Source organism: Micromonospora chalcea (genome assembly GCF_028768405.1).
GTDB lineage: Bacteria > Actinomycetota > Actinomycetes > Mycobacteriales > Micromonosporaceae > Micromonospora > Micromonospora chalcea.
In genome coordinates this window covers 4,161,182-4,185,732 of sequence record NZ_CP118233.1, presented here as the reverse complement: position 1 = coordinate 4,185,732, position 24,551 = coordinate 4,161,182, and the positions used below count along the sequence as shown (strand labels likewise).

Annotated in this window: 20 protein-coding genes; 12 read left to right on the top strand and 8 right to left on the bottom strand. The window is 74.2% G+C overall.

Annotated elements, in window-relative coordinates; translation table 11 throughout:
- Positions 1-4: 4 nt before the first annotated feature.
- From PVK74_RS18400 to PVK74_RS18390, 3 genes are all read right to left on the bottom strand, one after another.
- Entirely contained in the window at positions 5-883 is an 879-nt protein-coding gene (locus PVK74_RS18400; RefSeq protein ID WP_043328083.1) for an HAD family hydrolase, read from the bottom strand.
- A gap of 111 nt (positions 884-994) precedes the next feature.
- A complete protein-coding gene (locus tag PVK74_RS18395) occupies positions 995-1,849 on the bottom strand; it encodes a DUF5667 domain-containing protein (RefSeq protein ID WP_064446675.1) in 855 nt (284 codons plus the stop codon).
- Between the two features lie 292 nt (positions 1,850-2,141).
- Positions 2,142-3,113 (bottom strand): ECF subfamily RNA polymerase sigma factor, BldN family, encoded by a 972-nt coding sequence (locus PVK74_RS18390; RefSeq protein ID WP_274476879.1) that lies wholly within the window; start codon positions 3,111-3,113, stop codon positions 2,142-2,144.
- 512 nt (positions 3,114-3,625) lie between these two features.
- Here PVK74_RS18390 and PVK74_RS18385 point away from each other — a divergent pair.
- From PVK74_RS18385 to PVK74_RS18375, 3 genes are read left to right on the top strand one after another with little or no spacing between them, the layout of a single operon-like run.
- On the top strand, positions 3,626-5,302 hold the full coding sequence (locus tag PVK74_RS18385; RefSeq protein WP_274476877.1) for an AMP-binding protein: 1,677 nt from the start codon (positions 3,626-3,628) through the stop codon (positions 5,300-5,302).
- On the top strand, positions 5,292-5,546 hold the full coding sequence (locus tag PVK74_RS18380) for a glutaredoxin family protein (RefSeq protein WP_013288752.1): 255 nt from the start codon (positions 5,292-5,294) through the stop codon (positions 5,544-5,546). The genes PVK74_RS18385 and PVK74_RS18380 overlap by 11 nt, the downstream gene beginning before the upstream one ends.
- A gap of 24 nt (positions 5,547-5,570) precedes the next feature.
- A complete protein-coding gene (locus PVK74_RS18375) occupies positions 5,571-6,212 on the top strand; it encodes an HAD family hydrolase (protein ID WP_013475152.1) in 642 nt (213 codons plus the stop codon).
- Between the two features lie 10 nt (positions 6,213-6,222).
- Here PVK74_RS18375 and PVK74_RS18370 read toward each other — a convergent pair whose 3' ends face one another.
- Positions 6,223-6,879 (bottom strand): LuxR C-terminal-related transcriptional regulator, encoded by a 657-nt coding sequence (locus PVK74_RS18370; protein WP_030502878.1) that lies wholly within the window; start codon positions 6,877-6,879, stop codon positions 6,223-6,225.
- A gap of 39 nt (positions 6,880-6,918) precedes the next feature.
- Positions 6,919-8,223: a sensor histidine kinase gene (locus PVK74_RS18365; RefSeq protein ID WP_043328091.1), complete on the bottom strand. Its 1,305-nt coding sequence runs from the start codon at positions 8,221-8,223 to the stop codon at positions 6,919-6,921.
- Between the two features lie 390 nt (positions 8,224-8,613).
- Between PVK74_RS18365 and PVK74_RS18360 the strand changes: the two genes are divergently transcribed.
- From PVK74_RS18360 to PVK74_RS18330, 7 genes are all read left to right on the top strand, one after another.
- On the top strand, positions 8,614-9,384 hold the full coding sequence (locus PVK74_RS18360) for a redox-sensing transcriptional repressor Rex (protein ID WP_043328093.1): 771 nt from the start codon (positions 8,614-8,616) through the stop codon (positions 9,382-9,384).
- Positions 9,381-10,754, top strand: coding sequence for a glutamyl-tRNA reductase (locus tag PVK74_RS18355; protein WP_043328095.1), 1,374 nt, complete (start codon positions 9,381-9,383; stop codon positions 10,752-10,754). The genes PVK74_RS18360 and PVK74_RS18355 overlap by 4 nt, the downstream gene beginning before the upstream one ends.
- Positions 10,751-11,737, top strand: coding sequence for a hydroxymethylbilane synthase (gene hemC / locus PVK74_RS18350; RefSeq protein ID WP_064446671.1), 987 nt, complete (start codon positions 10,751-10,753; stop codon positions 11,735-11,737). Before PVK74_RS18355 ends, hemC begins: the two co-directional genes overlap by 4 nt.
- Positions 11,734-13,314, top strand: a complete 1,581-nt coding sequence (locus PVK74_RS18345; protein WP_030502883.1) for a bifunctional uroporphyrinogen-III C-methyltransferase/uroporphyrinogen-III synthase — start codon at positions 11,734-11,736, stop codon at positions 13,312-13,314. The genes hemC and PVK74_RS18345 overlap by 4 nt, the downstream gene beginning before the upstream one ends.
- A 14-nt stretch (positions 13,315-13,328) precedes the next feature.
- Positions 13,329-14,312 (top strand): porphobilinogen synthase, encoded by a 984-nt coding sequence (hemB, locus tag PVK74_RS18340; RefSeq protein WP_187692939.1) that lies wholly within the window; start codon positions 13,329-13,331, stop codon positions 14,310-14,312.
- A 554-nt stretch (positions 14,313-14,866) separates the two neighbouring features.
- Positions 14,867-14,992: a hypothetical protein gene (locus tag PVK74_RS18335; RefSeq protein ID WP_274476873.1), complete on the top strand. Its 126-nt coding sequence runs from the start codon at positions 14,867-14,869 to the stop codon at positions 14,990-14,992.
- Positions 14,979-15,548 carry a helix-turn-helix domain-containing protein gene (locus PVK74_RS18330; protein ID WP_274476872.1) on the top strand — a complete coding sequence of 190 codons (570 nt, stop codon included), beginning with the start codon at positions 14,979-14,981 and terminating at the stop codon, positions 15,546-15,548. The genes PVK74_RS18335 and PVK74_RS18330 overlap by 14 nt, the downstream gene beginning before the upstream one ends.
- 32 nt (positions 15,549-15,580) lie before the next feature.
- On the opposite strand, the gene PVK74_RS18325 is transcribed toward PVK74_RS18330, so the two are convergent.
- The 3 genes from PVK74_RS18325 to PVK74_RS18315 form a co-directional block, all read right to left on the bottom strand.
- Positions 15,581-18,853, bottom strand: coding sequence for a lamin tail domain-containing protein (locus PVK74_RS18325; RefSeq protein ID WP_274476871.1), 3,273 nt, complete (start codon positions 18,851-18,853; stop codon positions 15,581-15,583).
- Positions 18,854-18,944: 91 nt separating this feature from the next.
- Complete coding sequence (locus tag PVK74_RS18320; RefSeq protein ID WP_043328100.1) at positions 18,945-19,961, bottom strand: GNAT family N-acetyltransferase; 1,017 nt, start codon at positions 19,959-19,961, stop codon at positions 18,945-18,947.
- A 67-nt stretch (positions 19,962-20,028) separates the two neighbouring features.
- Positions 20,029-21,315 carry a lytic transglycosylase domain-containing protein gene (locus PVK74_RS18315; RefSeq protein WP_233607904.1) on the bottom strand — a complete coding sequence of 429 codons (1,287 nt, stop codon included), beginning with the start codon at positions 21,313-21,315 and terminating at the stop codon, positions 20,029-20,031.
- A 37-nt stretch (positions 21,316-21,352) separates the two neighbouring features.
- Between PVK74_RS18315 and PVK74_RS18310 the strand changes: the two genes are divergently transcribed.
- Together PVK74_RS18310 and PVK74_RS18305 are read left to right on the top strand one after the other, a co-directional pair.
- Complete coding sequence (locus PVK74_RS18310; protein WP_043328103.1) at positions 21,353-21,568, top strand: FmdB family zinc ribbon protein; 216 nt, start codon at positions 21,353-21,355, stop codon at positions 21,566-21,568.
- 155 nt (positions 21,569-21,723) lie between these two features.
- Positions 21,724-24,537, top strand: coding sequence for an ATP-binding protein (locus tag PVK74_RS18305; RefSeq protein ID WP_069087771.1), 2,814 nt, complete (start codon positions 21,724-21,726; stop codon positions 24,535-24,537).
- Positions 24,538-24,551: the final 14 nt, after the last annotated feature.

Sequence of the window (24,551 nt, the reverse complement as noted above, 5' to 3'; positions counted from 1 at the left end):
CGGCTCAGGCCTCGCGGTGGCGGCGCCGGTGCAGCGCCAGTCCGGCCGTGACCGCGCCGGCCAGCAGCCCGGCGGCGGCGGTGGAGGGCACGGCGATGCGTACGGCCCGCCGCCCGGTGCGGAAGTCGCGCACGTCCCAGCCCCGCTCGCGGGCCTGCCGCAGCAGCGCCGGATCGGGATTCACCGCGACCGCACGGCCGACGGCGGAGAGCATCGGCAGGTCGTTCGCCGAGTCGCTGTAGGCCGCGCAGCGGGCCAGGTCCAGCCCTTCCACGGCGGCGAGCTGGGTCACCGCCTCGGCCTTCGCCGGCCCGTGCATCAGGTCACCGACCAGCCGCCCGGTGTACGCGCCGTCGACCACCTCGGCCACCGTGCCGATCGCGCCGGTCAGGCCGAGCCGGGCGGCGATCACCCGGCCGATCTCCACCGGGGCGGCGCTGACCAGCCAGACCCGCTCGCCCGCGTCGAGGTGACGCTGAGCCAGGCGGCGGGTGCCGGCCCAGATGCGCGGGGCCATCAGCTCGTCGAAGATCTCGTCGGCGAGACGCTCGATGTCGTCCACCCGCCAGCCCTGCACGAACGCGAGCGCGGCCTCCTTGGCCTGGGACATGTCGCCCGCGTGCTCGGTGGCGAGCAGCCGGAACCGGGCCTGCTGCCAGGCGAAACGGGCCAGGTCACCGGTGGTGAAGTACTTCCGGGCGGCCAGCCCGCGGGCGAACCAGTAGATCGAGGCGCCCTGCATCATCGTGTTGTCCACGTCGAAGAAGGCGGCGGCGGTGGGGTCCGGCGGGATCGTGGTCGCGGGCGCCGACGGGGCCTCCGACCAGCCGGTGGTGTGCCCGTGCGCGTCGGTGCTGACGGTCACCTTCCGGGTTCCGGCCACGGTGACCTCCCTGCCTCGACGACCGCGTACGCCCTCCGCGTCGAGCGTATCCGGCACGGTGTGACGGGTGGGTGTCCGCCGGGAGAAGTGTGGCGCGGTCGGCGTCCGCGCTCAGCGGTCGGCCGGGCAGGCCGCCGGGGCGGGCCCGAGCGCGTCGCTGGCCTGTGGCGCGGGCAGTCCGCAGGCGATCGCCTCGCGCAGCGCGTCGGCGCGCTTGCCGGCCGCGTCGAGCAGCGCCAGCGAGCGGCGGGTGCGGTCCCGCTCGGCGTGGTCGGGCCGGTCCAGCAGGCCGCTGACCACCCGGCGCTGGCCGGCCAGGAACGTGTCCACCGCGTCCAGCGCCACCGGGTCGGAACGCTGCGCCGCGACCGTGGTCAGCAGGCGTACGCCCTGGCGGGTGTCCGCGTCCATGTCGTCCAGGACGGCGCTGAAACCGAGCCGGTCGCCGCGCACCGAGGCGGCCTCGTCCAGCCGGGTGCGGGCGAAGTCGAGGAAGAGCTGCCCACGGCTGATGTCCGAGCTGGCGAGCGCGAGCTGGGCGCGCTCGGTGGAGCGCTTCATGCCGTACAGGGCGTCACCGGGCAGCGCGTTCTCGCTGGCGGCGGAGATGCCAGAGAGGGCGACCGCGCCGGCGGCCACGCCGACCAGGATCGCGCCCCGGGCCCGCGCCCGGCGTCCGGTGATCGCGGGCAGCAGCGTTCCGCGTACCCCGGTGGTGGTCTTGGCCGGAGTGCCGACGCCCTCACGTTCGGCGGTGGCCACGAGCATCGCCCGCAGTCCGGTGCGGAACTCGGCGTCCACCTCGACGTCGGGCCGTTCGGCGCTGAGCCGGCGGCTCACCTCGACGAGCGCGGTGAGTTCACCGTCCGCCTTGGACCGGACGTGGTGCCGGCGTCCGCCGTTGGCCTCGTCGAGGAGTTGCGCGAAGCGCTCGGCCCGCCGACGGGAGAAGAGGTCGCTGTCCACCGCGGCACCCCCTCTCGCTGGTCACGGCCGGGCGGCCGTCGTCGTCACCAGCGACCGGTGGCAGCGTGTGGCACCGAGTCGACCGGAACGGCCGACCCGACCCGCCGGACCGGGTGGCCCGGGGGACGCCGGGACAACCACTGGTCGCACCCGGAGAAACGGACCGCGCCGGTCGCCGGTTACGGCTGGGACGGCGGCGAAATCACCAAGAGTGATCGGCCTGCGTGGGGCGTCGGGCACGCGACAGCGCCCGGCGGTGGCGCCGGTGAGGAAACGGGACGGTGGCTGCCGGTCAGGAGTGGAAGCCGTCGGGCAGCAGGCGGGCCAGGGCCCGTACCGCGCGGTACTGGAGGGCCTTGATGGCGCCCTCGTTCTTGCCCATGGCACGGGCCGTCTCGGCCACCGAGAAGCCCTGGAGGAACCGCAGCACGATGCACTCCTGCTGCTCCGGGTTGAGCTGCTTGACGGCGGTGAGCAGGGCGACGTTGGTGATGTGCTCCACCACCGCCGCCTCCGGGCTGCCCTCCGGACCGCGGTCCTCCCGGTCGGCGTCGAGGACGTCGCCGGTGGTCACCTCCAGCCGGTAGCGCCCCGACTTGAAGTGGTCGGCGACCAGGTTGCGGGCGATGGTGACCAGCCAGGCGCCGAGGTCGCGCCCCTGCCAGGTGAAGCTGCCGATCCGCTTGAGCGCGCGCAGGAACGTGTCGGAGGTGAGGTCCTCGGCGAGCTGGCGGTTGCCGACCCGGAAGTAGACGAACCGGAAGACGGTGTCGACGTACCTGTCGTAGATCAGGCCGAACGCCTCGGACTCGCCGGCCTGCGCGCGTTCGACGAGCGTCCACACCTCGGTGGCCGGGTCGGACGGGTCGGGGCGGCTGGGGAATCCGGTGGCGGGCGTGGCGGCCGGCACGGCGGGCAGGACGGCGGTGTCGCCTGTGGTCACCGCCGGCAGGATCGCGGTCTCCGCGGCGGACGGCTCCGCGCCGGTGGCCGCGTCACCGCGCCGGGCCTGGGCCGGCATGGTCGGGCGGGCCGGGCTGCCGAGGCGGCCGGCCGCGGGTTTCGCGTTGCCGCCGGGCGTCGTGGGGCGCGCCGGCGCCTCGTTCGTGTGGTGCGCGCGGCTGCGGACGCGCCGCCCCTCGCCGCGTACCGCGAGCTGGCTCTCGGCGCTGCGTGGAGGCGGGTCCGCGCGCTCGTTGAGCGGGTTGCGCTGGGTCGGGCCGGTGACGCCGGCCGGCCGTTCGGCGTAACCGAAGGTGGTCACCGCGCCTCCCCGGTCCGAGTGGGCAGCGACCGCACCGGGCGCCACTGTGGTGCCGGGGGACCGGGTGGAACCCGGCCGGGCACGGCCGGGTCGGGACGTGCCGACGGGCGGCAGATCCCCTTGAGGTGCTGGTCCAATGCGCTGACGGGCACGGGGGCCTCCTCGGGCTGAGGGGTGTCGACTCACGGCAAATGGGGTGAGCCGACCCGAGTGATGATAGGGCCAACGTCACCCACGCGTGGCAAGTCCGTTACACAGAGCGGAAGTATTTCCCGCCGGATCGCACGAATGGCGGACCCGTTGTCCGTCGCGTGTGGTTGACTTTCGCGCCGGATCGTGGTCCGCAGTGGAAAGTCCTGGTCGGAGCAGATTTTCTTTCCGCTCGGCGTGTCGCGAGGGCGGCTCGCACGGGTCGCCCCGGGTCGCTCGGCTCGTGCCGCTGGAGATCGTTATCCCGCGCTCGGGAATCCCACCGTACTGCATTCCCAGTCCCGTGTGGCGGACCCGGTGCCGTGTCCGGGCATGGTCCGGCGGACGCCGCTGTGCCAGACTCAGCCACCGTGCAGGACGCCGCCGAAAGCTCCGCGCCGAACCTCGCCGACCGGCTCCGCCAGGCCGCTACCGAACGGGGCGACCGGGCCGCGCTGCGCTGGCGCGAGCGGACGCTCACCTGGTCCGAGCTGGACGACGCGGTCACCGCCACCGCCCGCGCGCTGCTCGCCGACGCGCCGCCGGCCGCCGGACCGGGACATCCGCCCCGGGTGGCTGTCGCGTTCGGCAACACCCCGGACTTCGTGGTCACCTACCTCGCCGCGCTCCGGGCCGGCCTGGTCGCCGTACCTGTCAACCCCGCGCTCACCGCCCGCGAGCTGCGGCACGTGCTCACCGACTCCGGCGCGACGGTGCTGGTCGGCGCCCCCGAGGTGACCGCCCGGGTGGACCGCACCGAGCTGCCCGGGCTGCGCGCCGTGCACACCGCGCCGCCGGTACGCGGCGACACCGGGCCGGACGGGTTCCCGGCCCGCGCCGGCGACGACCTCGCCGTCCTGCTCTACACCTCCGGCACCGAGGGACGGCCCAAGGGCGCGATGCTGTCGCACCGCGCGCTCGCCGCCAACCACGACCAGACCGACCGGATCGAGCCGCCGGTGGTCGGCCCCGACGACGTCGTGCTGCTCGCCCTTCCGCTGTTCCACGCGTACGGGCTGAACACGGTGCTCGGCGCCGTGGTGCGGCACGGCGCGACGGGTGTGCTCGTCGACGAGCCCGGCCCGTCCGGGGCGCTGGACGAGATCGCCCGGCACCGGGTCACGGTGCTCGTCGGCGTACCGTCGATGTTCCTGACCTGGGCCGAGGCGGAGCGTGACCCGGCCGCGGCGCTCGCCTCGGTGCGCGTCGCGGTGTGCGGCGCGGCGCCGCTGCCGCCGGCCGTCGGGGCGCGCTTCACCGAGCTGACCGGGCACCCGGTGCACGTCGGCTACGGGCTCACCGAGACCGCGCCGGTGCTCACGTCGACGCTCGTCGGCGGCGAGCCGAAACCCGGCTCGATCGGCCGTCCGCTGCCCGGCGTCGAGCTGCGCCTGACCGGCGCCGACGGCGTCGAGCTGTGGCGCGACGGCGCGCCCGCCGACGCCCCCGACGAGGACGAGATGGACCTCTCCGACGAGCTGGCCGGCACCGACCCCGGGCAGATCGTGGTACGCGGGGAGAACCTGTTCGCCGGTTACTGGCCGGACGGGCGGGGCGGGCCGGACCCGGACGGCTGGTGGGCCACCGGCGACGTCGCGTACGCCGACGGCGACGGCGACCTGTTCCTGGTCGACCGGCTCGGCGAGCTGATCCTGGTAAACGGCTTCAACGTCTACCCGCACGAGGTGGAGCTGGTGCTCCAGGCGCACCCCGGGGTGGCCGAGTCGGCGGTCCTCGGCGTGCCGCACCCGCGGACCGGCGAGACTGTGCGGGCGTACGTGGTCCGGGCGGCCGGTTCGCCGGTGACGGCTGACGAACTGCTCGCCCACTGCGCGCGTAACCTGGCCCGGTTCAAGTGCCCGACCGCCGTCGAGTTCGTCGACAGCCTGCCGTACTCGGCGATCGGGAAGGTACGCAAGACCGAGCTGCGCCCGGCGCCCGTGGTGCCGTCGCCGGCGTCGCCGACCGAGATCCGCACGGAGGTATCCGATGTCCAGTGACCCGAGGCTCATCCTGATCACCCGGCCCGGCTGCCACCTGTGCGACGACGCGAAGGCCGCGCTCGACCGGGTGGTCGCGGTCACCGGCGACCGGTGGGTGGAGCGGGACGTCACCGGCGACCTGGAGATGGAGCGCGACTACGGCGACCGGCTGCCGGTGGTGCTGCTCGACGGCAAGGAACACGGCTACTGGCGGGTCGAGGAGGACCGGCTGCTGCGCGACCTGACCACGCCGCAGCTCTAGCCTTAGAGTGCTCGGGTGACGGGTATGCGACGCCACCTCGTGTGGGACTGGAACGGAACGCTCCTCGACGACCTCGACCTGGTGGTCCAGGCCACGAACGTGGCCTTCGCCAGCGCCGGCGGGCCGGCGGTCACCGCAGCCGAGCACCGGGTCCGGTTCCGGCGGCCGATCGCCGACTACTACGCCGAGATGCTCGGCCGGGCCGTGGACGCCGAGGCGTTCGGCACGCTGGACCGGGTCTTCCACGACGCCTACCGGGCCGGGCTGACCACCTGCGCCCTGGCCGCCGACGCCACCACCGCGATCGAGTCCTGGGAGGGCAGCCAGTCGCTGCTGTCCATGTGGTTCCACGACGAGCTGGTGCCGACGGTGCACACGTACGGGCTGACGCCGCACTTCCGCCGGGTGGACGGGCTGCGTGCCACCGTCGGCGGCGGGCACAAGGCCGAGTGGCTGGAGAAGCACCTGGCCGAGCTGGGGCTGGGCGGGCACGAGGTGGTGCTGATCGGCGACTCGCTCGACGACGCCGACGCGGCCGCCTCGGTCGGCGCCCGCTGCGTCCTCTACACCGGTGGCCTGTCCGACCCGGACCGGCTGCGCGGCAGCGGCCACCCGGCCGCCGACACGCTCACCGAGGCGGTGACGCTGGCCCGCACGCTCGCCTGACCCGGCCCGGTCAGGCGCGCAGGTGGGCCAGGACGGCCAGGACACGGCGGTGGTGCGTGGTCGCGTCCGGCGGCAGGTCGAGCTTGGTGAAGATGTTGCGGACGTGCTTCTCGACCGCGCCGTCGCTGACCACCAGCGCCCGGGCGATGGCGGTGTTCGAGCGGCCCTCGGCCATCAGCGCCAGCACCTCGCGCTCGCGCGGGGTCAGCGACGCCAGCGGGTCGTCGCGCCGCCGCCGGACCAGCAACTGGCTGATCACCTCCGGGTCGAGCACGGTGCCGCCGGCGGCCACCCGGGCCAGGCCGTCGAGGAACTCGTCGATCGCGGCGACCCGGTCCTTGAGCAGGTAGCCGATGCCGCCGCCGGCCCCGCCCGCGGTGTCCAGCAGGTCGTCGGCGTACGACACCTCGACGTACTGGGACAGCACCAGGATCGGCGTACCCGGCACCCGGCGGCGGGCCTCCACCGCGGCGCGCAGTCCCTCGTCGGTGTGTGAGGGCGGCATCCGCACGTCCACCACCGAGACGTCGGGCCGATGCGCCACCACCGCCTCGACCAGCGCGTCACCGTCACCGACGGCCGCCACCACCTCGTGCCCGTACTCGGTCAGCAGCCGGATCAGCCCCTCCCGGAGCAGTACGGCGTCGTCCGCGATCACCACCCGCATGGGTCCGGTGTCTATCACGCCCCGACCCGGCGGTCCGGGTCACCTCGGTAGTTCGGCGTGGACCCGGGTCGGGCCGCCGGCCGGGCTGGTCACCTCCAGCGTGCCGCCGGCTGCCCGGACCCGGTCGGCGATGCCGTTGAGCCCGTGGCCCTTGGCCAGGTGCGCGCCGCCGACGCCGTCGTCGGTGACGGTGATCTCCAGCCGGCCCACCTTCCGGGTGACCTCCACCCGGCAGGCGTTCGCCCGGCTGTGCTTCGACACGTTCGTCAGCGCCTCGGCCACCACGAAGTACGCGGTGCTCTCCAGCCCCGGATCGAGCCGGCCGGCGGCGGTGCCCAGGTCGTCGTCCACCACCAGTTCGGTCGGCACCAGCGCCCGGGCGGCCAGCGCGGCGAGCGCGCTGGGCAGGCCCCGGTCGACCAGGATCGGCGGCGCGATGCCCCGGGACAGCGCGCGCAGCTCGTCCAGCGTCTCCCGGGTCTGGGCCACTGCCTCGTCGAGCGTCTGCCGGGCCGCGTCCGGGTTGTCGGCGAGCTGGTGGCGGGCCCGGCCGAGGTCCATGGCGAGCCGGACCAGCCGCTGCTGCGGGCCGTCGTGGATGTCGCGCTCCAGCCGGCGCAGCGCGACCGCTTCGGCCGAGGCGGCGGCGCGCTTCTGCTCCTCCAGCGTGATGATCCGCTGCCGCATCTCGGCCACGCCGGTGAGCAGCGAGTACGCCAGCCCGGCCTGCAGGCGGGCGCAGCCGCGCGCCACCAGCGGGAGCGTGAACAGGGCGAACAGCCCGATCGCGGTGTTCAGGGCGATCCGCGCGCCGGCGCCGTCACCCATCCCGAGGAGCTGGCTCAGGTCCTGGTCGTCGACGCCGCGCGGGATGGCCCAGTCGTAGACGATGTAGAGCGTGCCGCCCAGGGCCAGCACCCACCAGACCACCAGCAGCACGAACGTGGGCAGGGCCACCAGCAGCCGGACGAACGCGTGCAGCAGGTCGAGCCACGACTGCGCGTCCCGGATCGGGGTGAACACCCGCCGCCAGAACCCGGCGCCCGGCTCCGGCCGGCGGTAGACCGGGCGTACCCGGGGCCGGTCCAGCACCGCGGCGAGCCGGAGCCGCTCGATGTCGGCCAGCCCACGGGCGGCGTAGAGGAAGCCGGCGAGGATCGGCAGGCCGAGCGTGGTCACCAGCAGCCCGGCGCTGAGTGAGATCCCCACCACCGCGAGCACGAAGCCGACGATCGCCAGCGGGAAGCCCACGAGTACGTAGGTGGTGTCGCGGGCGAGACGGCGCAGCAGCCCGTGGACGGGGGACAGCGGAGTGGGCGCGGTGGCCAGTGGTGCGGCGGTCATGGTTCGAGGCTATGGGCGCGTGCCCCGCCGACCCATCCCGCACGCTGGCCTCTTGGGGGTGGGGTTCTCCCTACTGCAAAACGTGAGACTCGCCTCGCCACGCCGGTGACGGAGCGCTACGAGCCGCGCGCGATTGGTCAGGGAAGTCGGGATTGAGCAATAATCGCCACGCGCCGCCAAGGGAGGCGGTCGATCGATCTTGCGGGAATGGAGGGGCAGGTGAAGGCGCGTCGCGAGCTTTCAAGATCGCGATTTGTGCACCTCTTCACAAGCGCCTACTCTGTAGTTCCGACGCGCCCTGCTAGCACAGCCGGCAATCTCGGTCGCCAGCGGGAGTCCCGAAACGACCGGCCCCCGTCGCTGGTCGAGGATCGCACCGCACGGAGTCTCATGAGTCAGCACCGTCAACCAGGCGCGCCCGGCCGCACCGGTGCCGTACCGGCGCTTCCGGACCTGCCCGAGGCGACCGTGTCCCGGCTCCCGGAATACCTGCGTGCGCTGCACACGCTCGCCGACTCCGGGCACGAGACGGTGTCCAGCGAAGGGCTCGCCAACGCGGCAGGCGTCAACTCCGCGAAGCTCCGCAAGGACCTGTCTCACCTCGGCTCGTACGGCACCCGGGGCGTCGGCTACGACGTGGCGCTCCTGGTCGACCAGATCTCCTCGGTGCTCGGGCTCACCCAGTGCCGGGCCGTCGCGCTCGTCGGCGTGGGTAACCTCGGTCACGCGCTGGCCGGCTACGACGGCTTCGCCAACCGCGGCTTCCGTATCGCCGCGCTCCTCGACGCCGACCGGTCCCGGGTCGGCGAGCGGATCAACGGACTCGTCGTCCAGCACATCGACGACCTGCCCCAGGTGGTCGCCGAGGAATCGATCTCGATCGGCGTCATCGCCACGCCCGCCCCGGCCGCCCAGGCGGTCGCCGATCAGCTGGTCGCCGTCGGCGTGACGAGCATCCTCAACTTCGCGCCCTGCGTACTCTCGGTCCCGGACGGGGTCGACGTGCGCAAGGTCGACCTCGCCATCGAGCTGCAGATCCTGTCCTTCCACGAGCACCGCAAGGCGTCGCTGACCGCGCTCCCCGCCACCGGCGGGACCGCCCTCACCGCCCTGCCCGGCGGACTCGCGGCCACCGACACCCAGGAGGCGATCGGCACGTGAAACTGCTCGTCGTCGGCGCGTCCTACCGCACCGCCCCGGTCGCCACCCTGGAACAGCTCGCCGTCCCGCCCGCCGACCTCACCCGGACGCTGGACCGCCTGATCGCCCAGCCGTACGTCGCCGAGGCCGTCCTGGTCTCCACCTGCAACCGGGTGGAGGTCTACGCCGCCGTCTCCGGGTTCCACGGCGGACTCGGCGACATCTGCGCGGTCCTGGCCGACCAGGCCGGGTGCCAGCCGGCGGCGCTCGCCCCGCACCTCTACGTGCACTACGACGCCGCCGCCGTGGACCACGTCTTCCGGGTGGCCGCCGGGCTCGACTCGATGGTGGTCGGCGAGGCGCAGATCCTCGGCCAGCTCCGCGACGCCTACCACTCCGCCGGTGGCGCCGACTCGGCCGGCCGCCTGCTGCACGAGCTGATGCAGCAGGCGCTGCGGGTCGGCAAGCGCGCGCACGCCGAGACCAACATCGACCGGGCCGGGCAGAGCGTCGTCACCGCCGCCCTGGACCTCGCCGCCGAGATGCTCGACGGCGAGCTGGCCGGGCGGCCCGCGATGATCGTCGGCGCGGGCGCGATGGGCTCGCTGGGCGTGGCCACGCTGTCCCGGCTGGGCGCCGGCCCGCTCACCGTGACCAACCGGGGCGCCGCCCGTGCCGTCCGGCTCGCCGAGTCGTACGGCGCGTCCGCCGTGCCGATGGCCGAGCTGATCACCGCGCTCGCCGACGTCGACGTCGTGGTCGCCGCCACCGCCGCCACCGAGCCGGTGCTCACCCGCGACGTGGTGACCCGGGCACTGGCCCGCCGGGACGCCGACCGCGGCCCGCTGGTCCTGCTCGACCTGGCCGTACCGCGCGACGTCGAGCCCGGCGTCGCCGAGCTGCCCGGCGTCGAGGTCGTCGACATCGACCGGATGGCCGCCGTGCTCGCCGACGGGCCGGCCGCCGCCGACGCCGCCGAGGTGGCCCGGATCGTCGCCGGTGAGGTCGAGTCGTTCCTGAGCTGGCTGCGCGGCGCCGACGTGGCGCCGACGGTGGCCGCCCTGCGCGGCCGGGCCGACGACGTGGTCGCCACCGAGCTGCGCCGGCTCGGCCAGCGCCGCCCCGACCTCAGCGACGACCAGCGCGCCGAGGTGGCCCGGACCGTGCACCGGGTCGTCCAGCGACTGCTGCACCAGCCGACCGTACGGGTCCGCCAGCTCGCCGCCGAGCCCGGCGGCGACCAGTACGCGGCGCTGCTGCGCGAGCTGTTCGACCTGGACGTTCCGCAGACGTCCCCGGTCGACACCGTTCCCGACGTGGTCGCCACCGATCTCGACGGGCGGCCGTCGTTCGACGCCGCCGACATCCCGCCCACCGGAGGTGCGCGATGACCGCCCCACTGCGCCTCGGCACCCGGGGCAGCGCCCTGGCGATGGCCCAGTCCGGCCACGTGGCCGAAGCCCTCACCGCGGCCACCGGCCGCCCGGTCGAGCTGGTCGAGGTGGTGACCGCCGGGGACAAGTCGACCGCCCCGGTGCAGCGACTCGGCGTCGGCGTGTTCGTGTCCGCGCTGCGCGACGCGCTGACCGCCGGTGAGATCGACTTCGCCGTCCACTCGTACAAGGACCTGCCCACCGCGGCGGCGCCCGGCCTGCACGTCGCGGCCGTGCCGCCCCGGCAGGACCCGCGCGACGCGCTGGTGGCCACCGACGGCCGTACGCTCGCCGAGCTGCCCCCCGGCGCCCGCGTCGGCACCGGCGCGCTGCGCCGGATCGCCCAGCTGCACGCGCTGGGCATGCAGTTGGAGGTCACCCCGATCCGGGGCAACATCGACACCCGGCTCAGCCGGGTGCTCGGCCCGGACGCCGACCTCGACGCCGTCGTGCTGGCCCGCGCCGGGCTCAACCGGATCGGCCGCGCCGACGTCATCACCGAGACGCTCGACCCGATGCTCATGCTGCCCGCGCCCGCTCAGGGCGCGCTGGCCGTCGAGTGCCGGGCCGACGACCAGGACGTGATCGAGATGCTCGCGCTGCTCGACCACGAGCCGTCCCGCGCCGCGATCACCGCGGAACGGGCGCTGCTGGCCACCCTGGAGGCAGGATGCAGCGCACCCGTGGCCGCGTACGCCGTCCTCGCCGAAGGCGAGCCCACCGACGAGGGCGACGTGATTCAGGAGATCTACCTGCGCGGTGCGGTGATCAGCCCGGACGGTTCGCGTGACCTCCGGCTGTCCCGCACCGGAACGCCCGCCGACGCGGCGGAGATCGGCAAGGCACTCGCCGCCGAACTCCTCGAACTCGGCGCCGACTCGATCCTCGGCCAGGACGCACAGGCCGGCCCGGGGACCCAGCAACTTGGGAGCACAGAATGACCCGCACCCGTAAGCCCGTAGGCCAGATCGCTTTCGTCGGGGCCGGTCCCGGCGACCCCGGCCTGCTGACCCGCCGGGCGCTGGACGCCCTGGTCGAGGCCGACCAGGTGGTCTACGACCGGGGCGTACCCGAGTCGCTCCTGGCGCACGTACGCGCCCAGGCCCGGCCCGACGCCGAGTTCAGCCCCGCCGAGGGCGTGCCGGGGGACGTGGCGAAGGTGCTGATCTCCGCGGCCCGGTCCGGGCAGAACGCCGTGCACCTGGTCGCCGGTGACCCGTTCGGCCACGACTCGGTGGTCAAGGAGGTGCAGGCGGTCGCGCGTACCGCAGCGCACTTCGAGGTGGTGCCGGGCGTCGGCCAGGCCGAGGGCGTGGCCACCTACGCGGGCGTCCCGCTGCCGGGCGTACGCACCGCCGCCGACGTCGAGGACGTCACCGCGCTCGACTTCGACGCGCTCGCCACGGCCGTGGGCCGGGGTTCGCTGGCGCTCGCCGTGGACGCCGGTGACCTGGCCGCCGTCCGGGACGGCCTGCTGGCCGCCGGCGTCGACGGCACCACAGCGGTCGGGGTGACCGGCGACGGCACCGGCGAGACGCAGTACACCACCACGTCGACTGTCGACTCCTTCGTCGCGGCGGCGCTCGGCTTCACCGGCCGGGTGGTGCTCACCGTCGGCGCGGCCGTCACCGACCGCGACAAGCTGAGCTGGTGGGAGAACCGCCCGCTGTACGGCTGGAAGGTGCTGGTGCCCCGCACCAAGGAGCAGGCCGGCGTGATGAGCGCCCGGCTGCGCGCGTACGGGGCGATCCCGTGCGAGGTGCCGACCATCGCGGTCGAGCCGCCGCGTACCCCGGCGCAGATGGAGCGGGCGGTCAAGGGCCTGGTCGACGGCCGCTACGCCTGGGTGATCTTCACCTCGGTCAACGCGGTCCGGGCGGTGTGGGAGAAGTTCGCCGAGCACGGCCTAGACGCCCGTCACTTCGGCGGCGTCAAGATCGCCTGTATCGGTGACGCCACCGCCGAGGCGGTCCGCGCGTTCGGCATCCAGCCGGAGCTGATCCCCTCCGGGGAGCAGTCCTCCGAGGGCCTGCTGGCCGAGTTCTCGCCGCACGACGAGGTCCTCGACCCGGTCGGCCGGGTGCTGCTGCCGCGCGCCGACATCGCGACCGAGACGCTTGCCGCCGGGCTCACCGAGCGGGGCTGGGAGGTCGACGACGTGACCGCGTACCGGACGGTGCGGGCGGCCCCGCCGCCGGCCGAGATCCGCGACGCGATCAAGTCGGGCGGGTTCGACGCCGTGCTGTTCACCTCGTCGTCCACGGTGCGGAACCTTGTCGGTATCGCCGGGAAGCCGCATGCGCGCACGGTTGTTGCAGTGATCGGGCCCAAGACGGCGGAGACCGCCACCGAGTTCGGCCTGCGGGTCGACGTGCAGCCGCCGCACGCCTCGGTGCCCGACCTGGTGGAGGCGCTCGCCGCCTACGCCGTCGAACTGCGGGAGAAGCTCGCCGCCATGCCGGCGAAGCAGCGCCGGGGCTCCAAGGTGCAGGGCCCGACCGCCCTGAGGTTCCGCTGACAGGAGGCTCCCTCATGCCGTACCCCGAGATCCGGCCCCGCCGGCTGCGTCGCAACGCGGCCGTGCGGCGGCTGGTCTCCGAGACCCGCGTCGACCCGGCCGAACTGGTCGTGCCGATGTTCGTCAAGGAGGGGCTGACCGAGCCGAGGGCGATCGCGTCGCTCCCGGGAGTGCTCCAGCACTCCCGGGACTCGCTGCGCAAGGCCGCCGTCGAAGCGGTCCAGGCCGGGGTCGGCGGGATCATGCTGTTCGGGGTGCCGGCGACGCGCGACGAGACCGGCTCCGGCGGTGTCGACCCGGCGGGCATCCTGAACGTGGCGATCCGGGACGTGGTCGCCGAGGTCGGTGACGCGACTGTGGTGATGAGCGACCTCTGCCTGGACGAGTTCACCTCGCACGGGCACTGCGGCCTGCTCACCGCGGACGGCGGGGTCGACAACGACGCCACGCTCGCCGCGTACGCCGACATGGCGGTGGCCCAGGCCGCCGCCGGGGTCCACGTGGTCGGCCCGTCCGGGATGATGGACGGCCAGGTCGGCGTGGTCCGCAAGGCGCTCGACGCCGCCGGGCACCAGGACGTCTCGGTGCTCGCGTACGCGGTGAAGTACGCCTCCGCCTTCTACGGCCCGTTCCGCGACGCGGTGGAGTCGGCGCTGGAGGGCGACCGGCGTACCTACCAGCAGGACCCGGCGAACCTGCGCGAGTCGCTGCGCGAGGTCGAGCTGGACGTGGCCGAGGGCGCCGACATGGTGATGGTGAAGCCCGCGCTGCCCTACCTCGACGTGGTGTCGGCGGTCCGGGCCGCGGTGGACGTCCCGGTCGCCGCCTACCAGGTCTCCGGCGAGTACGCGATGGTCGAGGCGGCCGCCGCGAACGGCTGGATCGACCGGGAGCGGGTGATGCTGGAGACGCTCACCTCGATCCGCCGGGCCGGTGCGCAGATCATCCTCACCTACTGGGCGGTCGAGGCGGCCCAGCTGCTGCGCGAGCGCTACTGACCCTCGCCCGGCCGCCCGGCGTCGGACCCGGGGCGGGCTCGCGCCGGCGCGCGTGTCGTGGCGCGTCGGTGAGATCCGCGGGCGGTGCGTTGCCTCAAGTTGTCCACAGCCAGACGCGGTAGCTCACAGTAGTTTTCAGGGCGGCAGGCGCTATGCCCCTCAGCCGACTTTGCTCTGCAGCCACGGGCGCAACTGTCACGAAGCGTAAGCAGTGCTTCGAAGGCTGCAGAGCAAAGTCGACTGAGGTGGTCTTCCTTGGCTCGGCTATTCCGAGCGTTGTGTCCGGATTGGTTGTTATTTGTCTTGAGTGTGCGGCGTTCGCTTCGGCAGTACTGGCTAACGCACAGTGATGTTACGCTCCGTGTGCCTTGAGTGGGGTGGTTGACGCACGGCGAGGTCTGGTCGGGCGGCGGATTCCAGGTTTTCCACAGGGGTGCGGAGCGGGGTTGCCGGGCCGATGCGGCAGGCGGGACCGTGGGCGGCGTGACAGACATCGCCGACACCGGGCCGGAGGCGGCCACCGGCACAGGTGCCTGCGCCGCGCCGGAAGCACCATGCGCAATCTCCGCGACGGCCGCTGCCTGCGTGACCTGCGCGACGGCCGTGCCCTCAGCGACTCCCGGGAGTTGGGCGACCGCAGTACCGGCAGCGACCCCAGCGACCCCCGTGACAGCGGCTGACGGCGGGCCGGCGGTGGAGGGCGGGCTTGCGGAGGGCGGCGGGCCGGCGCTGCTCACCGAGCCGTTCGACGTCCCGTTCCCGGCGTCGGGGATCATCCGGGCGGTGCGTCGCCGGGCCGACGCCAGCCAGCGTGAGCTGGCCCGGTTCGCCCGGGTGCATCCGAGCACGGTCGGGCGGATCGAGGCGGGCAGCCTGACGCCGAGCCTGGCCATGCTGTCGCGCATCGTGGGCACGGCCGGCTTCCGGCTCGTGGTCGTCGACGAGGCCGGCACGGTGCTCAAGCCGATGCGTGACCGGGCCGACCTGCGTGACGGCGCGGAGCGGCGGTACCCGTCCCACCTCGACGTCGTCACCGACCCGGAGCCGGGGGAGTGGTGGGCCGACCGGTACGGGCTGGCCCGCCCGCCGGAGACCTTCTACCGCGACCGGGCGGTCCGGGACGCGCTGCGCCGCCGCAGCCAGTGGGAGGTGCGGGTGGCCAAGTACCGGAACGTGCCGCCCCCGCCCGATCCGCAGCGGTGCGGATACCGCGGCGGCCCGCCGATCCGCCCATGAGCGAATCGACGGGCCGCCGCCCGGAACACCTGTCAGTCGTCGTTCAGGATCGTCCCGACGCCGGACGGGTCGGCCAGCCGCAGGCCCGGCACACCCGCCACGTACAGCGTGAGCTTCTCGTCCGCCTCGCGCTTGCGGTCGCCGCGCACGGTGACCGGGAACGCCAGCGAGGTCTGGCCCGCGGGGAGCAGCTTGCAACCCACGTACGGGTCGTAGTCCGACCCGGCCTGGGCGGTCGTGCCGTAGGTGGTCGCGCAGATCAACGCCGGCTCGGAGAGCGGGCGGGACACGGTGACGGTGAACGTCATCGCGCGGGTGCCCTTGTCGCCCTCTGCCACCGAGGTGTCGGCCACCCGCAGCGAGGCACGCGACCGGAACCGGGCCACCTGCGGGTCGTGGTCGCTGGCGCCCCGGTCACCCAGCTCCGGCGCGTCGGTCGGATAGTCGGCGTTGATGTGCGCCGTCCGTACCTGCACCAGGTCGTCGTGCATCGGGTCGTTCACGAACAGGTTGTCCAGCGTCTGCGCCTGGCCGCTGAAGGTGTACGAGTACGCCGACGCGGGCGCGTCCGCCACCAGATCGTCCCAGAGGTTGTGCAGCCCGGCCTCGTACAGCGGGGCGAGCTGGTCCGACGGGGTCGGGTTCTGTGCGGTGGCGATCGGGTCGTCCGGGCGGGGGAACACGTTCAGGTCGCCGCCGTAGACCACGCGGGCGTTCGGGTCGCTCGCCTCGACCGCCGCGACGATCGCGGCGCCGTACGCGGCCTGCTCGCGGCGCTGCCCGACCCGGCTGTCCGGCCCGGACGAGAAGTGGTTGGCGACCGCCCAGAGCGTGAACCGCTCGGTCGAGCCGGGCGCGGCCTTGACAGTGAACCGGGCCAGCTGGGCCGCGCGGGTGTAGACGTTGCTGCCGTCCACGCCGGTCGACCGGTCCACGTCGGCGGGCAGCACCGCGTTGAACGCCTTCGGGTTCTGCACGTCCGTGTTGGACGCGAGCGCCGCCGAGCGGTACTGGACGGTCGGCGCGGAGCCCAGCAGCGGGTCCGCGGCGGTCGCCTCGGCCAGCGTGAGCCGGTCGGTGCGGTAGAGGAACGCCGAGGCGATGCCGCGGGCGTCCGCGCCGGTGCGGTCGTACGCGGCGGCGTAGGCGGGGCCGCCGTTGGCCGCGATGGCCAGCGCCAGCTCCTGCACGGTGTCCGGCGCGCCGTCGGCGTTGTTCGTGTCACCGCACGCCAGGGCGCCGTCGACCACCGAGCAGATGTCCTGGTCCTCGGCCTCCTGCACCAGGATCAGGTCCGGGCTGTGCAGCGAGTTGACGATCTGCCGGGCCTGCGCGGCCAGCTTGGCGGCGTACGCCTCCTGGCTCGCCGGCACGTAGTCGAACGGCGGGCTGACCCCCGTACATCCGGTGTTGCCGGCGAAGTCGCAGCCGTCGAACGGGTCGTCCCGGTAGTCGTACAGGTTCTCCACGTTGTAGGTGGCGATCGCGACCTCGCTGCCGCGGTCGGCCGGCTGCGGCGGGTGGTTCGCGGCCGGGTCCGCGCCACCGGTCAGGGTGAGCTGCTCGGGCTGCACGCTGTACTTGCTGAACGCGTACGACACGGAGCCGTAGGCGTCCTCGGTCAGCGTGTCGAACGTGCGCGCCTCGGGCAGCAGCGCGCGGGAGTCACCGGCGGCCGCCTTCACGCCGCCCGCTCCCAGCAGGATGCGCTGGTTGTTGCCGTTGTCGAAGAGCGTGCCGGGGATGTCGTCGAGCGGGTGCGCGTCCCGGAACACCCGGCGGGCGTACGGGTCGGACCGCTTCATGACCGGGTCCTCCCGGTCCAGCACGTAGATCTCGGAGTCGGCGGTGGAGGAGTAGATGTGCCGGGGCGCGGATACGCCGCTGCCGGCGCGTACCCGCATCCGCTCGCCCTCGTGCCGCTCCCAGTACAGGTCGGCGGCGGCCGCCTCGGCCGGCGGGACCGCGTCGTCGACCCGGACCGCGGTGTCCACGTCGAGGCCGGAGTCGAGCTTGCGGACCAGCGAGGCGCCGGAGAGCTGGGTCTGGTTGAAGTACTCGGAGACCCGGCCGCGCAGCACTACCTCGTCGCCGACGGTGGGGGCGTACCCGCCGATCAGCGTGGTGAACGAGCCCATGAAGACGAACAGCCCGTCGGAGGTGAGCGGGTCGCCGTCCTCGGTGCCGAGCCGGCTCTGCAGGTAGAAGCCCCACTGGTCGGCCCCGGCCGAGCTGCGGGTCAGCGACATGCCGGTGATGACGCCGCGCACGTCGTACAACTGGGAGCTGGTGCCGTTGCCGCTGGCCGGGGCGAGCGGCGACCGGTCGGCGCGGCCGTCCTCGTCGTCGCCGGTGCGGCCCTGCACCTCGCCGATCGACAGCACGCTGGTGGCCTGCACGGAGAGCGTGCAGGTGGCGGTGTCGCCGTCGTCGTCGGTGGCGGTCACCGTGACCGCGTAGCTGCCGGCCGGCAGGCCGGTGGCGGTCAGCGTGGCGGTGGCCGTGCCGCCGTCCCCGGCCGCCGGGGTGAACGCGGTACGGCTGATCGAGCCGCTCGCCGGAGCCGGCACGACGGCGGTGACCGCGAGGTCGGTGATCGTGTCGTCGGCGTCGGTCGCGGTCACCTCGCGGGTCGCGGTGGCGCCCGCCGACAGCGTCAGCGCGCCGCCGCAGGCCAGCGTCGGCGGCTGGTCGACCGGGCCGCCTCCGCCGACGGTGTGGCTGCCCAGCCCGTCGAACGTGTCGGTGGCGAAGCCGGCCCACTGCGCGGCCGGGTCGAACGGGTCCGCCGGGTCGGTGTCGCCGGCGGTCACCGAGGGCAGCCGGCGCAACGTGTTGTCGGCGGTGCTGGTGAGCCCGCTGCCCCACTCGGTGCCCGGGTCGACGCCGACCTGGCCGAGGGAGTCGACCACCGTGTCACCCTTGCGCAGCACGATCGCGTCGTCGCCGTTGAACAGCGACCCGCCGTACGTCTGGTCGGCCTGGGCGAGGATCGCGGGCGCGGCCGACGCGGCGGCGAAGACGAACACGTCCCCGGCGGCGACGGTGCCGGTCAGCGCGATGTTCGTCGACGTGCTGGCGCCGTTGAAGTAGAGCTGGAGCTGGTAGCCCGCGGCAGCCAGGTCGATCGGGGCGCCGGTGCCGTTGTACAGCTCGACGGCCTTGTTGTTGGACGACCCCTCGACGTACTCGGAAATGAGCAGGTCGGTGGGCGCGGCGCTGGCCGCGGGGGATGCGACAGCGATCGCCGTGAGGGTGACGGCGGCGGTGGTCGCGAGCGCGGCGAGGGTGCGGCGCGGGCGCATGGGGCCTCCACGGTGGGTGGACAGGAACTAACGAACGTTAAGGGTCTCGTGGGTCCACCGTCCAGCCCTTCGGTGGCCGTCCGGTGAACGGTCAGCGGTGACTGTCCAGCCGGTGCACCAGTTCGGCGACGTCCACCCCGTACTCGCACCAGTCGCGGTCGGGGCGGTAACCCAGCTCGGCGTTGACCTTCAGCATCGACTCGTTGTCCTGCGCGTTCCAGGTCTGCACCTCGACCAGCTGGGGCTCGGCCGAGCGCAGCTCCAGCAGCATCCGCGCCTTGATGGCCCGGTCGATGCCGTAACCACGGTGGTCGTGGACGACGATCGTGTCGTACTGGTCGGCCCGGGTCGGGTGCTGCGCCGGCACCACCACCTCGGTCAGCCCGGCCACGTCCCCGGTCCGCTCGTGCAACGCCAGCACGATGTACGGCTTCATGCCGCGCCGGTGCAACGTGGCGAGACTGTCCCGCAGCCGGTCCGGGTCGTAGGAGCTGGGCCGCAGTTCCACGTCGTCGGAGTCGCGCACCTCGGCCTTGGCCCGCGCGTACGCCTCGAGCAGCTCGTCCGGCGGCCCGCCGGGCCAGAACTCCACGTGATAGCCCGCGCCCACCTCGGCGGCCATCTCGGTCAGCGCCGGCCAGTCCACCGTACGCAGGTCGAGCACGCTGCGGGTCTCCACATAGTCGCGGGTGAAGCCCAGCGACTCGTAGAACGCCACGGCCGGGGTGTCGCCGACCACCTCCACGCCGATCGACTGGAAGCCCTCGTCCCAGACCCGGCGGGCGGCCACCCGGACCAGCTCACGGCCGAGCCCGGTGCGCCGGACCGCCGGATGCACCAGCACCTCCAGTACGCCGATGCCGCCCAGCAGCAGCACGTGCACATGCCCGACGATCGCTCCGGGCGTGCCGTCCGGAGCGTCGTCCTCCTGAGCCACCCAGGAGATCCGCCGCTCGCCGGGCATCACCTCGGACAGGTACTCCCGCATGGAGCTCTCCTGCCAGGGCGGGTCCTGCGGCAGGTCGGCCGCCAGGACCGCGTTCAGCGTGTCCAGCAGGGACGCGATCTCGGCGGACGAGGCGGTCCGAGGGTTCCACTCGCGCACCATCACCCGTCTAGCTTGCCGTCAACCGCTGCCGGGGGGAAGGGTTCAGTCCGCGAATGTACGCGAGCGGTCACCTCACGTTGCGGCTGAGCCTGCCGTACTCGTCGGCCTTGTCGAAGACCGCCTGGGCGTACCGGCGCACATCGTTGTACGAGAGGATGGCCCCCCACCAGTCACCCGGGATGGTCATGTTCCGGCCGCCCTTGCACAGATACTGGCCGGCGGCCAGCGCCGCGTCGTCGATGTCGTGGGGGTTCTTCACGCCGTCGTTGTCCGCGTCCGCGCCGATCTCCTGCCAGGTGGTCGGGATGAACTGCATCGGCCCGAGCGCCCGGTCGTAGACGCGGTCGCCGTCGAGCTGCCCCTGGTCGGTGTCGAGGATCCGGGACCGGCCGCCCTGCCCGTCGAGCGGCTGCCCCTTGATCTCCGGCAGGGCCCGGCCGTCGGGCCCGAGCGTGGCGCCGTTGGCCGAGCCGTGCCCGGACTCGACGTGCCCGATGGCGGCGAGCGTGGTCCAGCTCAGCTGGCAGGCACGGTTGGTCTGGGCGAGCACCAGCTCGGCGTAGGCGTACGCCTGGAGCGCCACCACCGGGATGGCGGTGACCGCGCTGACCCGCCTCGCCCAGTCGGCGAGGGCGTCGGCGGGACGACCGGTGGGCGGTGCGACAGTCACGCCGCCGGGCAGCGGCGTTCCGGTCGGCGCGGCGGTGCCGGACAGCCCGGACGGGTCCGGGAACAGGGGCGTCGCGGCGGGCGCGGCGGTCCGCGCCACGGTCGGCTCCGGCAGGGCCTCGTCGACCGACGCCGGCCTGCCGACGGCGGCCGGCACGATCACCGCGCCGGCCGTGGTGGCGGCGCCGACCAGGGCGAGCAGGAACAGCGCCGGCAGCGTGGTCCGCCCGGCGGGGCGGCGGGACCAGGCGCGGGTGGCGTTGGCCGCGCCGACGGCGAGCTGCCGCGGGCGGGTGCGGACGGCGTGCGCGAACGGCACGCGCCGACGTCGCCCGCCGGCCGGCTGCGCGTCGTCCGCCGCCTCGGCCTTCGCCTCCGGCTTCTCGCCGGACGGGGCGCCCGCGTCAGCCTTGGTGTCCGTGTCGGCTCCGGCGGCGGGCGTGCGCCCCTGCTTCGCGTCCGGCTCGGGCTGCGGATTCGCGCCCGGGTCCGGGTCCGTGCTCGGCTCGCCAGCCGTGGCGTCCGGGTCGCGGGCCGGGCCGGCGGGCGGCTTCGGGGGAATGGGGTCGCGCTCGCGGCGGGGACGCGGGACGGGCCGGGCGTCGCCGTCGGGCGGCACGGCGGGTCGCAGGGGCCGGGCCGTCGCTCGCCGTTCGCCGTCCACCACCCGTCGAGTATCACCCATCCGTGTGACGGCGTCAGGTCCGCCGTACGCTGATGTCATGCCCCGGTACGAGTTCCGTTGCCGCGCCTGCGGCGACACCTTCGAGGTCAACCGCCCGATGGCCGAGGCCGCCCAGCCGGCCACCTGCCCGCGGGGTCACGCCGACACGGTGAAGCTGCTCTCCGCTGTCGCCGTCACCGGGCGTGGTGGTTCCGGCCCGACTGGTGGGATTCCCAGCGGTGGAGGTTGCTGCGGCGGATCCTGCGGCTGCTGAGTTTCCGCCGCTCGTCCCGCGGGTCGAACCGGCTCTTGCCGCCCGTGTGATCTTTTGGCACCTTGGGTCGGAATCCGCCCAACCGTTCTCACGATGCGTGACGGCGCGATCATAGGGCAGCATGAATCCGACGTCAGCGGGCGGAGGTTCGACGTATGTCGCCAGAACACCACCTCCCGAGCGGGTGGGTGACCTTCGTGTTCACCGACATCGAAGGTTCGACCCGGCTGGCCCGGATGCTGGGCCCGGTCTACCGGCCGGTGCTGCACGAGCATCGCCGGCTGCTGCGGGACACGCTCGCCGGCACCGACGGGGCCGAGCTGCTGACCGAGGGCGACTCGTTCTTCCTCGCGTTTCCGGACGCCGCCGCCGCGGTGCACGCCTGCCTGACCGCGCAGCGCGCGCTCGCCGGTCACGACTGGCCCAACCCGGACGCCACGCCCCGGGTCCGGATGGGACTGCACACCGGCTACGCCGAGCCGCGCGACGGCGAGTACGCCAGCCCCGAGGTGCACCGGGCCGCCCGGGTGGCCGCCGCCGCGCACGGCGGGCAGGTGCTCTGCTCGGCCGCCACCGCCAAGCACGCCGAACCGCTGCCGGACGGTGTGTCCCTGCTGGACCTCGGCCTGCACCGGCTGCGTGGCTTCGACGACCGGGAGCGGCTGTTCCAGCTCGTCGCGCCCGGTCTGGAGCGGCGTTTCCCGCGCCCGCGCACCGCCGACGCGGCGGCTCACAACCTGCCCACCCAGGTCACCTCGTTCGTCGGCCGGCAGGCCGAGCGCGCCGAGCTGGGCCGGCTGGTCGAGGCGTACCGCCTGGTGACGGTGCTCGGCGCGGGCGGCGCCGGCAAGACCCGGCTGGCCGTGGAGCTGGCCTCCGGGATCGTGGAGGACTACCCGGACGGGGTCTGGTTCGTCGACATCGCCGCGGTGACCGACCCGGGGCTCGTGGCGTTCGAGATCGCCGCCGTGCTCGGCCTCCGCCCGGAGCCCGGCCGGCCGATGCTCGACACCCTCGTCGAGTACGCGGCGCCGCGCCGGATGCTCGTGCTGCTGGACACCTGTGACGCCCAGACCGCGGCGTCGGCCGAGGTGATCAGCCGGCTGCTGGCCGGTGGCCGGGGCGTACGGGTGCTGGCGACCAGCCGGGAGTCGTTCGGCGTACCAGGTGAGGTGGTGTGGCGGATCCCGCCGCTGTCGGTGGACGAGGGGCCCGACGGTGGCAGTGACGCGGTGGCGTTGCTGCTGGACCGCACGGCGGTGGCCCGGGGCGGGCGGGCGCCGGAGGCGGCCGAGCAGGCCGACCTGCACCGGGTGGTCCGCCGCCTGGACGGGCTGCCGCTGGCCATAGAGCTGGCCGCCGCCCGGCTGCGGGTGCTCTCCGCCGGGCAGCTGGCGGAGCGGCTGGACGACATGCTGGGCACGCTCGACGCGGGACGGGAGACGGCGGAGCCGCCGCCGGTGGAGGCGGGCTGGAGCGGCAACCAGCAGGACACCGTGGACCTGGTGGCCGCGGCGACCGGCGCCGCACCGCCCACGCCGGCGACCCGCGCGGTGCAGCGCTCGGCCAGTGAGCGGCACCTGACCATCCAGGCGACCGTCACCTGGTCGTACCGGACGCTCGGCGCGCGTTCGGCCCGGCTGCTGCGCTGGATGGCGGTGTTCGCCGGACCGGTGGACCTGCCCACCGTGCAGTGGCTGCTCGGCGAGGACCCGCTCGACCCGCTCTCGGTGCTCGTGGACAAGTCGATGGTGCTGGCCGAGCCGCACGCCTCGGGCAGCACGTACCGGATGCTCGACCCGATCCGGGCGTACGCGGCCCGGCGGCTGGTCGAGGCGGGCGAGGAGCAGAGCGCCCGGGACCGGCACGTGGACTGGTGCCGGCACGCGCTGGACCGGGCGTGCCTCGGGCCGGACGGCCGTCCGGTGACGCTCTCCCTGTACGCGCTGGATCCGCTGGCCGGTGAGTTGCGGGCCGCGCTGCGCTGGTGCGCGACCGGCGGTAGCGCCCGGGCGGGGCTGCGCCTGGCCGGCGACCTGGACCAGTGGTGGCGGGAACGCGGGCTGGCCCGGGAGGGGCGGCTCTGGCTGTTCCGGCTCTACGGCCGGCTCGCCGAGACCGGCGAGGTGATGCCGGAGGCCGAGCTGGCCGCCGCGTACCACATGCATTCGCTGCACGCGGGCGCGGACGGCGAGTTCGGCGAGGAGCTGCGGTACTCGCAGCGGGCCGAGGCGGCCGCCCGGCAGTCCGGTGACCGGGGGCTGCTGGCCCGGGTGCTGGCCGGGCGCGCCGCGCCGCTCGTCGACATGGGCCAGTTCGCCGAGGCGGAGCGGGTCTGCCGCGAGGTGATCGACTGGGCGTACGCGCAGGACGTGGTCGGGGACGCGCTGCTCGCCGTCTACAACCTGGCCGAGCTGCTCTGGCGCCGGGGCGCGCTGGACGAGGCCGCCGAGGTCCTCGCCGCGGCCCGCCCGGTCGAGGCGTCGCGGCCGGCGGAGCGGGGCGGCCGTTCGGTGGACATGCTGCTCGGGATGGTGGCGCTGGCCCGGGGTGACCTGGTGGCGGCGCACGAGCACCTGCTGGTGGCGTTGCGGTCGCGGATGAGCCACGGCTACCTGGGCCGGGCCTGCGACACGATCAACGCGATAGCGGTGCGCTGCGCGCTGGCCGGGGACGCGCTCTCCGCGGCCCGGCTGTTCGGCGCGGCGCAGGCCACCCGGTCGAACCTGCGGGCCACGCCGGGGATATACGGCCCGTACTGGGCGGCCCGGCAGGCGGAGCTGCGCCGGGTGCTCGGCGACGAGGCGTTCGACGCCGCCTACGGCGCCGGGGCGGGGCTGCGGCTGGACGAGGTGGCGGCGCTGGCGCTGCACGTCGAGCATCCGGACCTGGCCGCCGACTCGCCCCGGTTCGGCGTTCCCGCGCAGGGCTCCTGGCCGGCGTTCCAGCCGCGCAGCACGGCGGGCTGAGGCGGGCGACCGTT